The organism is Pseudoalteromonas sp. P1-30 (assembly GCF_001400005.1).
GTDB lineage: Bacteria > Pseudomonadota > Gammaproteobacteria > Enterobacterales > Alteromonadaceae > Pseudoalteromonas > Pseudoalteromonas atlantica.
Genome location: NZ_LKBC01000004.1, coordinates 83351 through 95885, shown reverse-complemented (window position 1 = coordinate 95885; position 12535 = coordinate 83351). Strand labels below are relative to the sequence as shown.

General features: G+C 42.8%; 12 protein-coding genes. All 12 read left to right on the top strand.

Annotation, left to right across the window (positions count from 1 at the left end; all coding sequences use genetic code 11):
• Nucleotides 1–2: 2 nt before the first annotated feature.
• The 12 genes from AN395_RS09915 (at nt 3) to AN395_RS09860 (ending at nt 12535) form a co-directional block, all read left to right on the top strand.
• Entirely contained in the window at nt 3–587 is a 585-nt protein-coding gene (locus AN395_RS09915) for a hypothetical protein (protein ID WP_024032498.1), read from the top strand.
• 22 nt (nt 588–609) lie between these two features.
• Nucleotides 610–1176: a prepilin-type N-terminal cleavage/methylation domain-containing protein gene (locus AN395_RS09910; protein ID WP_054982904.1), complete on the top strand. Its 567-nt coding sequence runs from the start codon at nt 610–612 to the stop codon at nt 1174–1176.
• An 8-nt stretch (nt 1177–1184) separates the two neighbouring features.
• Nucleotides 1185–1676, top strand: a complete 492-nt coding sequence (locus tag AN395_RS09905; protein ID WP_054982903.1) for a type IV pilin protein — start codon at nt 1185–1187, stop codon at nt 1674–1676.
• Nucleotides 1663–2205, top strand: a complete 543-nt coding sequence (locus AN395_RS09900; protein ID WP_054982902.1) for a type II secretion system protein — start codon at nt 1663–1665, stop codon at nt 2203–2205. Before AN395_RS09905 ends, AN395_RS09900 begins: the two co-directional genes overlap by 14 nt.
• Nucleotides 2205–3044 (top strand): type II secretion system protein J, encoded by an 840-nt coding sequence (locus tag AN395_RS09895; protein ID WP_054982901.1) that lies wholly within the window; start codon nt 2205–2207, stop codon nt 3042–3044. The genes AN395_RS09900 and AN395_RS09895 overlap by 1 nt, the downstream gene beginning before the upstream one ends.
• A complete protein-coding gene (locus AN395_RS09890; protein WP_095206642.1) occupies nt 3034–3519 on the top strand; it encodes an agglutinin biogenesis protein MshP in 486 nt (161 codons plus the stop codon). Before AN395_RS09895 ends, AN395_RS09890 begins: the two co-directional genes overlap by 11 nt.
• Complete coding sequence (locus AN395_RS09885; protein ID WP_054982899.1) at nt 3516–7256, top strand: H-type lectin domain-containing protein; 3741 nt, start codon at nt 3516–3518, stop codon at nt 7254–7256. Before AN395_RS09890 ends, AN395_RS09885 begins: the two co-directional genes overlap by 4 nt.
• Nucleotides 7257–7432: 176 nt before the next feature.
• Nucleotides 7433–9472, top strand: coding sequence for a formylglycine-generating enzyme family protein (locus tag AN395_RS09880; protein ID WP_054982898.1), 2040 nt, complete (start codon nt 7433–7435; stop codon nt 9470–9472).
• 136 nt (nt 9473–9608) lie between these two features.
• Nucleotides 9609–10652, top strand: coding sequence for a rod shape-determining protein (locus tag AN395_RS09875; RefSeq protein WP_002958401.1), 1044 nt, complete (start codon nt 9609–9611; stop codon nt 10650–10652).
• On the top strand, nt 10652–11494 hold the full coding sequence (gene mreC / locus AN395_RS09870; protein ID WP_024032490.1) for a rod shape-determining protein MreC: 843 nt from the start codon (nt 10652–10654) through the stop codon (nt 11492–11494). Before AN395_RS09875 ends, mreC begins: the two co-directional genes overlap by 1 nt.
• Complete coding sequence (mreD, locus tag AN395_RS09865) at nt 11487–11966, top strand: rod shape-determining protein MreD (protein ID WP_004585757.1); 480 nt, start codon at nt 11487–11489, stop codon at nt 11964–11966. The genes mreC and mreD overlap by 8 nt, the downstream gene beginning before the upstream one ends.
• Nucleotides 11966–12535 (top strand): nucleoside triphosphate pyrophosphatase, encoded by a 570-nt coding sequence (locus tag AN395_RS09860; protein WP_024032489.1) that lies wholly within the window; start codon nt 11966–11968, stop codon nt 12533–12535. The genes mreD and AN395_RS09860 overlap by 1 nt, the downstream gene beginning before the upstream one ends.

Genomic DNA, 12535 nt, shown 5'->3' with positions numbered 1-12535 from the left:
TTGTGACTAACGGTCGTGTTCGTGCAACAGGTTTTTCGTTATTTGAGCTTGTTTTAGTAGTTGTTTTACTGGCAGTTATTATGGCTTTTGCTATACCTCAATACATAGGCATTAAAAATCAGGCACACAATGCGAGTGTGGATGTGGTGGCTGGTGGATTTGCCTCTGCGGTGTTGATGGTCAAAGGTCAGTGGGAATTATCGGGGCGTCCAAAGGGCGTTAATAATACAACACATATTAATTACGGAGGTGTCATTGTTGGTGTCGATGGACACAGAGGCACACCAACGGGTGATAAAACGACTAATACTGATACGCGGGCCAGCGCAATGACTGCACTGCAATGCCAAAAAGTATTAAGTGTAATTTTACAAGATGCGCCTACAAGCACATTAAGTACTGAGGTTTCTATAATAACCAAGGTGAGTTATTTAGTGCGTTATAACACTAAAAACAACCAGTGTATTTATTATTTAACTCATAATTTAAACACCAATAACCTACCTACCGATGGCGCCGTTATGGCTAAAAAAGTAGGGTTTTCGTACTTTCCAACAACAGGCAAAGTGCAAATTTTTAAAAACTAAGTAATTATAAAGAGGCTTACTTATGAAAACGCAGTCATTAAAACAACCAATGAATAAGCAAGCAGGTTTTACGCTTGTTGAACTAATAATTGTAATTGTAATTTTAGGTATTTTAGCGGTGACCGCTGCCCCTCGTTTTTTAAACCTGCAGGGTGATGCTAACGCTTCTACACTCGAAGGTTTGCAAGGCTCAATTCGCAGTGGTATGAACATCGTTAATGGTAAATCTATTATCGCAAGTACCCATAAAAAAGATGCTGATTTGGTTTCTGTAGATAGTGGTGCAGACGTCCCCACTGTTTATGGCTACCCCGCAGCGACAGAAGCAGCTTTTGAAGCTTTTTTAGATGTAGAATTTGCATCTGATGACTCTGCAGATTTTAACCTTGTAGAAACGTCTAATGGTACTAATGGTACTACTGATGCTGGTGCCGTACCAAAAGTTACTATTTACCCAAACAGCTATACTGCAACAGGGGATGCAACTACAGATGACAAATGTCGTATTGAGTACACTCAAGCAACGGCGACTACTGGGCCAGTGAACGTGACGCCGCCTAAAGTTGAGCTTTTTATAGAAGGCTGTTAATTGCATAAATGAATAGCAGTAGTAATCAACGATTGCGTGGCTTCACACTGGTTGAATTAATTATTACTTTAGTTATTTTGGGCATACTGTCGGTAACGGCAGTGCCCAAGTTGCTAGGAAGTTCAACAGAGCAAGCATACTCATACAGAGATAGGGTATTAAACGCCCTACGCACAGTACAATTACGCGCGATGCAAAATACTGCAACAAGCAGCTGCCATAAACTGTATATTTCACCTACCTTGGTTGCGGGGCCAGAGCCAGAAACCTGTACTGGTGGCCCAAGTACCAATAATAGCGAGCATTTAGTTGTTGCTATCAATACCGAGCGCAGCGACGTACGATTTAATGCCTTAGATAGCAATGCTAATGCGTTTACGCAAATTAACTTTGACCCACTTGGGCGAGCAGATCAAAATTGCACAGTACAATGTAAAATTGACCTGGGTCTAGCCGCGGTCTGCATTAGCGGTGAAGGGCTTATTTATGCCTGCCCCTAAAATACAATCAGGTTTTACCTTGATTGAGCTGATTATTGGCATTGTGATGTTTGCTATTGCGCTAAGTATCATTACAGCGCTTATAGCACCTCAAGCAAAGCAAAGTGCCGAGCCTATTGTCGCACTCAGGGCCTCAGAGCTTGGGCAAGCATTAATGAACGAAATGTTAGCTAAATCATTTGATGAACATAGCGAGCGCACGCCACCATTTAGGCGCTGCTCCGAAACAAGCTTAGGCGCCCAGCCTTGTAGTACTCATTCTGAGCTTGGTGCTGATAGCGGTGAAACTCGGGCTGATTTTAACGATGTTGATGATTACATTGCGCTCACAGGGCAACCAATTAGTGATAGTTTAGGGAATACATTAGCGCAATACAGCGACTTTTCACTGGTTGTGAACGTGCAATACGACAGCGACCTAAACGAGGCAACCAATAACGATGGCGTTGCCTTTAAACGAATTACCATTGAAGTAACCTCACCCTTGGGGCAAGTGTACGGCTTTAGTGCATATAAAGGTAATTACTAATGAATAGAGCAAAGCAAAAGCGTGGCTTTACCTTAGTTGAGCTATTACTTGTGATGGTAATTATTGGTATTTTAGCCGTAGCGTCATTTTCGTTTATTAGCGCTGGATTTAATATTTACAGCCAAGGTGTGAAACGCCAAGAAGCGGTGGCGCAAAGTCGCTTTGTTTTGACCCGATTAAGTAAAGAGCTTCGCCACGCAACCCCTAACTCACTGCGCTTAAATTGCGATAACGCCAGCATTGGAGCGTGTAGCACGCAGCAATGTTTAGAATTTACGCCGTTTTTATCTGCCACTCACTATACCGATTACTTACCCACTAGTGTCCCTTTTGAGATTACCGCCGTTAATTTTGCGCTTAATAATTTAACTGAGCCACAAATAAACGATTGGGCAAGTATCTATCCATTAAATAGCAGCGATATATACGATGAAAGTCAAAACAAGCGTTTACAAGTTAGCGGCTACAGCGCCGTTACAAGTGAGCTAGATACATGGCAATTTAGCAAAGCATTTGCTCAAGAGTCACCGAGTAAGCGCCTTTATTTATTAGATCAGCCCGTTAGCTTTTGTGTAGAAGGTAATTCACTGTATCGCTATAGCAACTACGGCTTTACTACAAACCAATTAAACGCCGCCAGCTTACAGGTTAGCTCGGGTGTTAAACGCGATTTAATGAGTAATTATATTGCCAATAACTTAACGAGCAGAGCCTTTTTTACGTTAAGTGAGATTTCGCTACAGCGCAGCGCGGTTGTTAATGTGTTTGCGCAAATGGGGTTTAACGACACCGAACAAATAAGTATTAGCCATGAGGTGCATGTGCCTAATGTCCCCTAATATAAAAAACATCAGTTTTGCTAAAAAGCAGCAAGGTAATTTGCTCATAATTACGTTGGTGATCATTGTCACTTTGCTGGCACTAGGGCTGGCGCTTTCTAAAGTGTTATCGGGTGCGGCGCAGCAAAATACCATTGAGTATTACGGCGCGCGCGCTTACATGGCAGCCCAAAGCGGATTAGAAACCGGCTTAAGCGAAATTTTTGCACTAAATAGCACTGCGCAAACATGCAGTGCAGTAACCACCAGTAGGAATTTTAGCACCCTCTATCTAGCCAATTGTGAGGTTGAACTGAGCTGTAGTGAATACATAGCCTTACCCGATAGCAGCACCCGCTCTGGCACTGTTAATATTTACTACTTACAAAGCTCTGCAACGTGCGCCGCCAATGATTGTGCTGCCGGTGCAGCATGTCAAAAGGAATATTGGCAAACCCAACGTACTCTAAGTGTGGAGGCTAAAACATTACCATGAGCAAATATATCCTCTGTATTTTATGTTTAATAAGTTTGCTACTAAGCCGATGCGCTATGGGTGTACCGCCTAAAATTGAAGGGCGATTTATAGAGCTACAAGACACATACACTTCACCCATATGGACAAAAATAAATTTTCAGCAGCAATACATAACCCCTCCTGCGGTATTTATGTTGTCCACTAATCAAGGCGGTAACCCCGCTATAGTGAGAATACGCAATGTAACAACCACAGGGTTTGAAGCATTGCCACTTGAGCCATCAGGAGAAGATGGTGAGCATATAACCATGGGCGCGCACTATTTAGCGGTAGAATATGGAGTGCATGAATTTCCTGATGGGACCATTATGGAAGTCGGGAACACCGACTTACGCCTTGAGCTACAATACGGTGATAAGTCGGGGTTTGCCCCCATCACGCCTAAAGGTTACAAATCACTGACTTTTAATAAACAGTTTGCGGTAAGGCCTAACTTTTTTCATTCGTTACAAACACTAAATAGTTTAGATAGTAACCCGCCGTCTCAAGCGCTTGTGCCTTTTTTAACCATTGCAGTGCAAAGTGGTTCTTTATCTACAAGCGGGGTAAATATAGCGTTAGAGGCCTCAGAAACCGCATTAGGTGTTATTCAAACTGAAACGGTGGCCTACATGGCTGTAGAGCCTGGCAGTAATCGCACCTTTACCGATGACAATGGAGTAGAAGTGTCGTGGGAGACCTTTTTTACAGGGTTCGAAGTTGATGGTTGGAATGATGGATGTAACTACTTTAATTTTAACAATAACTTTAGTGAAGCACCGCTGGTGGTGGCAAGTAAAAATTCTCGACTGGAAGAAGACGGTGGGTGGCTGCGCAGCTGTAATTTAAGAGCGGATCGGTTAGGGCTGGTGGTTGATGAAGACCGTGATGGCGACAGAGAGCGTAACCACGTAAAAGAAGAAGCCTCTATATTAGCCATGACCAGTACGTTTGTATTTAATGGCGATATTTTAGATTGCGATACTTTATTTCCTGGCGCTATTTCTACCTACAATGATGGACAAGTGCAGCTTGTTCAAGGTGTGGAAATAACCGATAGCAATGCACAATTTATTACCACCACTAATTTAATATCAACGGCACTCACCAACCCGCCTTTGTGTAATGGCCAAGGCTGTGTGGCCACTGGGTATAACTCCCTTGAGCCAAATCAAGCTGCGCAAGTACCCACGGTCACAAACGATGGAAGCTCTACCGGTGATGTGCCTGTATCGTTAGCTGGTGATTATTTTTATGACGAACTAGCACTTAACTTATTGGAAGATGAGTACAAGGTAACAGCGCCCACCCGTATCTTTTTAAAAGATACATCGTCGCTAATTTCTAGCGCATTTTTGAACATAGGCAAAACGTATATTGTGGTTGAAGAAGGGGCGTATTTAGCTATATATGTCGATGGTGATGTTGCCATTGCGGCCGATGCAAATATTGCTGCATATATTGTCGCAACGGGGGAGGTAAGAATTGCTCAAAATGTCACATACCAGGGCTCTATAACCGCTGCAACACAAGTAATAACCGAGGGCAGCTCTACGTTTGATGCGTTAACAGTGCCAGAGAGTATTCCTGGATTTTGCGGTATTTTTACGCCGGTTTTGCTTGATCACTACCGCATATCATTAAGTGATAACCAAGGCTTAACCTGCCAAGCAAAAGAAATGACATTAACCGCCTGTGCAAACGATGCATGTGATTTACTGTACGATGAGCCCTCCGCACTTGACCTGTCTCCAGATAACAATGGCCAGCAAAGCTGGGTAAACGGTGAAAATGTTACCTTTACAGGCTCTGCCACCGTAGCGCTTGCAAAGCGTACCACAGGGACCGTCACACTTGGCTATAATACCGCCGACCCATCTGCACCGCTGCGTTGTTATATTAATGGTAGTAACGTAGGGCTGGGCGGGTGCAAAGTGGTTTTTTCTGATGCAGGGTTTATTTTTAATAACGACACAGCCAATACAGCGAGTATCCCCACTCAATTATCTGGTAAACCCTCTAGCGAGGGTTTTAATGCCGCCGAGCTATCCATTCAAGCGGTTAAAACAAATACTACAACAGGCGTATGCGAAGCCGCATTCCCTGCAGGTGGTCAAGTTGATTTAGATTTAGCTTATACCTGCAGTGCCGGCGCTACGTGTTCAGATCCAATACAACTTAGTAATAATGCGAATACGTATAGCGTGCAGCAAGCATATCAAACTTTTTCGCTCACCTTTGATCAAGACTCAAAAGCCCCTATTGCTATTAACTACCCTGATGCCGCTAAATTAAGTTTAAATGCACGGGCAACAATTGTATTAGACCCAGTAACTAATTTATCAGTAAGCTTAAGCGGCAGCTCTAACGAATATGTAGTTAAGCCCTTTGGATTAGCGATGCAAGTTGCAAGTGACGGCTATGCCCAAACAGCAAACGATAGTTTATTTAGATTAACGGGTGAGTCATTTGATTTAAAAATGAATGCAGTACAGTGGCGTGCAGGGCAAGACAATAACAATGACGGGATACCTGATAACTATAGCGCTATTCATAGCAATCCCATTGCCAAACACTTCATTAGCGAGTCTCCTTTAGTAACACAGAGCTTAGTATTACCCAGCTCTGGTAATGAGGGACAAATTGAAGCGCTAAGTACCTTTGCCTTTACTGATACGGGAAGCTTGAGTGAATCCATATCGCAGTACGCTTATGACCAAGTGGGTATTATAAATGTGTTTGCGGGTTTACAAGATGGCGATTATTTTGGTGTGGGCGATGTAAAAGGGCAGCTAAACAACGTAGGGCGGTTTGCTCCATCGCACTATCAAGTATTAGGTGTTCAAGCTGCTGCGCAATGTACACAGTTAGGCAGTAATTTAACCTATTTAGATCAGCCCTTTGAGCTGGGTTTTAAGGTACAAGCGCTTAATCATAACAATCAGCTAATGGCTAATTACAAACAAGGCTTTGAAAAAGCCCAAGTACAAATAAATGCCGAAAACAATCAAGCTGGTAATTATGTACCAGCAACAACGCTAACCAGCAGGTTAGCCAATATAAGCAGCAATAGTTGGAACACCCTAGCTGATGGACAATGGCAAATGAGCGACAGCACTGCCATGTTAACGCGCTTGGCTATAAATAACCCCGACGGCCCATTTACTATGGTTAATCTTATGGCCACCGTCACTAATACAGAAGGCGCTACGTTAATTGATGCTAACGATGAGCCGAGTACGCAAGCGAACTGCAGCACTGATTGCAATAGCGTGCGTTTAAATGATGTGCCAATAGACTTTCGCTTTGGACGGTTAGTGCTAGGCAACAATGCCGGCTCAGATTTAGACTCATTACGTGTGCCAATGCAGGCTCAGTACTTTGATGGAACAGGCTTTGTATTAAATACCGAAGATAACTGCAGTGTATTTGAGCATCCGCAGTTATCCCAAATATCGCCTTCAACGCCAATATTAAGCTATGAGTATGGTGCAGGTGCAGCGGGTTCATTAGAGGCAGGCAGCTACCCTACAAACAATGCTATTTATGCAACACCAAATGGCAGTGGTACATTTACATTAGAATACGAAACAGAAAATTGGTTAAAGTGGGATTGGCTTGGTGATAATTCACAGCAAGATCCTCATGCTATTTTGCAATTTGGTCGCTTTAGAGGAAATGATCGGGTTATTTACTGGCGTGAAACAAGAGAATAGTTGTAAACTAAGATAATAATTGAACAAAGCTTGTGTTTTGTGCTTCAAGTACATAGCATAAGGCATTGGGTGTATTGATTTTTGATGGTTGAAAAATGTTCAGCTTTTAAAAGTGAGTACACTCTAATAAACAATAATAACGACCAAATAATTGCCGCTTTTTGGGACTGGAATATATGCGAATTGCTCCTTTATCTCTGTTAATTTCCGCTAGTTTGTTAGCTAGTAGTGCATTTGCACAAGACACAGCAACAGTAACCGGAATTGAATCAGAGATTAGTATTAAACAAACAGAATACGATAACTCGACACAAATACTTGAAAAACACTTAAAAGAAGAAAGTCAGTTACAAAACCAACTTGAACTACTTCGTTCTCGCTCTACAGAGCTTGATAAAGAGAAAAACCAAGCACTTGATGCGATGAACGAAATGTATCGCCGCTTAATTGACGATCCTACGCTTGATATTAGTGCTGCCCAATCGCGCTATCAAAAAGCCGTGGTTGATCATAAGCAAAATAAAGACGACATCTCAATGCAGTTGGCGGCAATTGCATCTCATCGTAAAGATATAGAGCAAATTCGTGTTGCAAAACATACGCTTTTAAACACTTTAGAAAGCCTAAAAGAGCAATTAACTACAGCCCGAGTAGAGCGTTTACGTAATGAGTTTACCCGCGAAGGTACACTGGAAGTAAACCACACAATTAACTGTAAGCGTACCGAAACGCTCGCAGCTTGTGAGCAACGCGGTCAGCAAATGGGTTTACAAAAAGCCACTAAGCGCTTTGTTGATCAAATATTTGCTAATTTAACAGAAGAGCGAATTGTTGAACCAAAACGCAACATGGCAGGCGCACAAGTACAAATTTTAAGTAGCCATGTAGTTAACAGTGCATTTAGCGGACAAGGCAATTACAACGTTAACTTAAGCGTAACCATGCGCGGCGAAGTAAACAGCAGCCGCCTATGTAATTTATTAAACGTAGATAACCGTTATTGTTCTGAATATGGCTCGCCACTCGCGACAGCGTATCAGCCTGGTTACGGTACAACCTACTCTGATAGTCAGTTAACATTCAGCAACGCCGCGGATAATACCGACACTGTGTCTGTATCGCGAATGAACAATCAGCCAGTGCGCGATTATTCAGTGAAAGCTGCACCTACAAAAAAAAACTATCCATCAATTATAAATAAAGAGAAAAATCAGCAAGTTGAGCTGACTTTACGTTCAAATGTTTACGATGATGAAGTGTTTATTGATGGGGTGAGCTTTGGCTCTACGCGTTTAGTTACGCGTTTACCGCGTGGTGTGCATAACGTAGAAATACGTAAATTAGGTTATAAGCCTTACAAAGTAAGAGTTGATTTAACTAAAGCACAGACTATTCATGCTAACTTAGTAAAAAAGTCTGAGTCGATTGCTGCACCGGCTTACACTCGCGAGCAACCAAAACCTGTAAGTCGTACAGCAAGCGCTAATCGCTCTGCTGATGTACAAAATAATGTTGTAGTTGTGCCCGCCGGTAAATTTAAGATGGGCGATATTAACGGCAATGGTTTAGCAAATGAACGCCCGGTTATTGAAAAAGTGATAGCCAGCTCATTTGCTATGCAAACCAAAGAGGTTACCGTAGGTGCCTACGAAGCGTTTGTAGCAAGTACTGGGTATAAAACACAAGCAGAGCAAAGCAAAGGGTGTGCTTATTATTTAAATGGCGAACCCGTATGGGAAGCTAATTTAAACTGGCGTAACCCAGGTTTTGAGCAAAGCAGCGATTTTCCTGCTGTGTGTTTAACATTTAACGACGCGAAAGCGTACGCCGAATGGCTCTCTGGCGAAACCGGCCAGCAGTACCGTTTACCTAATGAAGTTGAATGGGAATACGCCGCTCGCGCAGGTACAGAAACAGAATACCCTTGGGGTAACGAAATAGGTAAAAATTTAGCTAACTGTGGTTGGTGTGGTAGCGAATGGTCAAACAAACGTGCAGCACCGGTGGGTTCTTTTTCTCCTAACGCATTTGGATTATACGACACCGTAGGCAATGTGTGGGAATGGACAGCTCAAGAGTCGGGCGAATCTGATGTTGCAGTAAGAGGCGGGGCGTGGAACTTTGCACCAAGCCTTGCACGTGCTTCAACACGATTAATTTTAGCGCCAGATTTTAGATCTAACTACATTGGCTTTCGCTTAGTCCGCGAACGATAGCATTTAACCAAGGAAGCCTAGCTTCCTTTTTTCACAAATTAACAAAGGTAGTTGCGCTTTATATTGCTCATCTAATTAGGCATGTTAAAGTGAGTGCAGCTAACATAAGAACGTATTTCAAAGGTCATCCAGCCTCATGTTTAAAAAACTCCGTGGTATTTTTTCAAACGATCTATCGATCGACTTGGGTACAGCCAATACCCTTATCTATGTAAAAGAAGAAGGTATTGTACTTAACGAACCTTCAGTTGTAGCTATTCGTCAAGAACGCGCTGGTGGACCTAAAAGTGTTGCTTCTGTGGGTACAGAAGCAAAACAAATGCTAGGGCGTACACCGGGTAATATTAAAGCGATTCGCCCAATGAAAGATGGCGTAATAGCCGACTTTTATGTAACCGAAAAAATGTTACAACACTTTATAAAACAAGTGCACAACAATAACTTTATGCGCCCAAGCCCGCGTGTACTTATTTGTGTACCGTGTGGTGCAACCCAAGTAGAAAAGCGTGCAATCCGCGAATCAGCAATGGGTGCCGGCGCGCGCGAAGTGTACCTAATTGAAGAGCCAATGGCCGCAGCAATTGGTGCTGGGCTACCAGTATCAGAAGCAACCGGTTCTATGGTTGTTGATATTGGTGGTGGTACTACCGAAGTTGCTATTATTTCACTAAACGGTGTTGTTTACTCATCGTCTGTGCGTATTGGTGGCGATAAATTTGATGAAGCCATTATTAATTATGTGCGTCGTAACTTTGGTAGCCTAATTGGTGAAGCAACGGCTGAAAATATTAAACATCAAATTGGCTCTGCTTTTAAAACTGACGAACCAATTGAAATTGAAGTACGCGGTCGTAACTTAGCCGAAGGTGTTCCTCGCTCATTTACACTTAACTCGCACGAAATTTTAGAAGCACTCCAAGAGCCGCTAATGGGTATTGTAAGTGCGGTAATGGTTGCACTTGAGCAGTCTCCACCTGAGCTTGCATCAGATATTTCAGCTCACGGTATGGTTCTGACTGGCGGTGGTGCACTATTAAAAGATTTAGATCGTTTATTAATGGAAGAAACAGGCATTCCTGTGGTTGTTGCCGATGATCCACTTACGTGTGTAGCACGTGGCGGCGGTAAAGCACTTGAAATGATTGATGTTCATGGTGGTGACGTTTTTAGTTACGATTAATGAAATTACTGTTTGGACAAACCATCTCTTTGCAACTGCGACTTTTTGTCGCAGTGCTTTTGAGCATAGTGCTCATTGCGGGCGATAAGTTTACACAAGGCGGCACGGTTGTACGTACAAGCCTTAATACACTTGTCAGCCCATTAATTTACGTTGCCAACCTACCTTACGAAATATTTAGCTTAGGTGCTAAAAGCCTGCATACCCGCGATCAGTTACTGAGTGAAAACGAAGCGCTGAAAAAAAAGCAAATGCTACAAAGCGAGCAATTGCAGCAATACCAATTTTTAGCCCGCGAAAACCAAAAGCTACGTGCTTTACTTGGCTCATCGGCTAAGCAATCTAATCGTAAAAAAATAGCCCAAGTACTTTCTGTACATTCAAACCCTTATAGTCATCAAGTGGTTATTAACCGCGGCACTACTGATGGACTCAGTGAAGGGCAAGCTGTAATTGATGAAATGGGGGTTGTTGGTCAATTAACAAAAGTAGGCTCTACCACATCGCGCGTGCTACTAATGACCGACACAACTCATGCTACGCCGGTACGTATACTACGAAACGACGTACGCACGGTAGTTGAAGGCATAGGTAAAATTAACGTTGTTAAGCTTTCGCATGTACCTCATAGCCTTGATGTGCGCATTGGTGATGTACTCGTGACCTCGGGGCTTGGCGGTACGTTTCCTGAAGGTTATCCGGTGGCCGTTGTCACCGAAATAAACCGGGATGAAGGGCGCCCATTTGCTCAAGTATTTGCAGAGCCTATTGCACAGCTAGACCGTATTCGTTTGTTGGTTATTTTATGGCGCAACCAACAGGAGCAAATCAGCGATGATTAATCGTTATTCATTGTTAATTGCCCTAAGCATCTTTTTTGCTTTAATTATGGCATTAATGCCACTGCCTTTTTCGTTTGAGCCCTTCAGACCTGATTGGGTATTACTGGTATTAATGTACTGGTCACTGGCAGTGCCGCATAGATTAAATATTGGTACCGCGTGGGTTGTTGGTCTACTCATGGACTTAGCCTTAGGCTCGCCATTAGGAGTTAATTCACTCACGTATTCTATTTGTATATTTGTGACCGCAAGTAACTTTCAAAAAATACGTAACTTTTCGCTTTGGCAGCAAAGTTTATTAGTGGGCTTATTTTTAACCTTGTATCACTTAATGCAATTTTGGTTAAATCACTTTTTATTAGGTGTTTATTTTAATCCACAATACCTGTGGCCAGTGGCGACCGGTATGGTCAGCTGGTTTTGGGTCTTTTTACTTCTTCGCAAATACCGTAGACATTTTAGGATCAGGTAATGACAACCGCAGTATATTTGGCATCAGCCTCCCCGCGACGTAAAGAGTTGTTGAGTCAGTTAGGCATTGAGTTTGAACAGTTCAGTGTAGATGCAGACGAAACCCCACTTGCAAACGAGCAGCCTCATGCGTTGGTTGAGCGCTTAGCCCGCTTAAAAGCGCAAACAGGCGTGGCGCTTGGTTACACAGACCGTCCAGTGCTTGGTAGTGATACTGTGGTTGTTATTGATAACGAATCGTTGGGTAAACCACGCGATAAAAACGATTTCATAACAACACTTAAACGTTTATCTGGTAATACACATCAAGTACTTACTGCCGTTGCTTTTGCTACACAAACAGATGTACTAAGTTGTGTAGTGAGTACCGATGTGACCTTTAAAACCCTCAGCGATGAAGAGATAAATAGCTATTGGGAGTCAAACGAGCCACAAGATAAAGCCGGTGGTTATGGCATTCAAGGTTTAGGTGGTCGCTTTGTTACACACATTGCGGGTAGCTATTTTGCTGTTGTAGGCTTACCTTTATACGAGACCGAACAATTATTACAAGCATTCCTAAGAAGGTAA

What these genes read in the sequence shown, in the direction of transcription:
- AN395_RS09910 (WP_054982904.1), top strand. Translation starts at nt 610, where the DNA reads ATGAAAACGCAGTCATTAAAACAACCAATGAATAAGCAAGCAGGTTTT.
- AN395_RS09905 (WP_054982903.1), top strand. Translation starts at nt 1,185, where the DNA reads ATGAATAGCAGTAGTAATCAACGATTGCGTGGCTTCACACTGGTTGAA.
- AN395_RS09900 (WP_054982902.1), top strand. Translation starts at nt 1,663, where the DNA reads ATGCCTGCCCCTAAAATACAATCAGGTTTTACCTTGATTGAGCTGATT.
- AN395_RS09895 (WP_054982901.1), top strand. Translation starts at nt 2,205, where the DNA reads ATGAATAGAGCAAAGCAAAAGCGTGGCTTTACCTTAGTTGAGCTATTA.
- AN395_RS09890 (WP_095206642.1), top strand. Translation starts at nt 3,034, where the DNA reads ATGTCCCCTAATATAAAAAACATCAGTTTTGCTAAAAAGCAGCAAGGT.
- AN395_RS09885 (WP_054982899.1), top strand. Translation starts at nt 3,516, where the DNA reads ATGAGCAAATATATCCTCTGTATTTTATGTTTAATAAGTTTGCTACTA.
- AN395_RS09880 (WP_054982898.1), top strand. Translation starts at nt 7,433, where the DNA reads ATGCGAATTGCTCCTTTATCTCTGTTAATTTCCGCTAGTTTGTTAGCT.
- AN395_RS09875 (WP_002958401.1), top strand. Translation starts at nt 9,609, where the DNA reads ATGTTTAAAAAACTCCGTGGTATTTTTTCAAACGATCTATCGATCGAC.
- mreC (WP_024032490.1), top strand. Translation starts at nt 10,652, where the DNA reads ATGAAATTACTGTTTGGACAAACCATCTCTTTGCAACTGCGACTTTTT.
- mreD (WP_004585757.1), top strand. Translation starts at nt 11,487, where the DNA reads ATGATTAATCGTTATTCATTGTTAATTGCCCTAAGCATCTTTTTTGCT.
- AN395_RS09860 (WP_024032489.1), top strand. Translation starts at nt 11,966, where the DNA reads ATGACAACCGCAGTATATTTGGCATCAGCCTCCCCGCGACGTAAAGAG.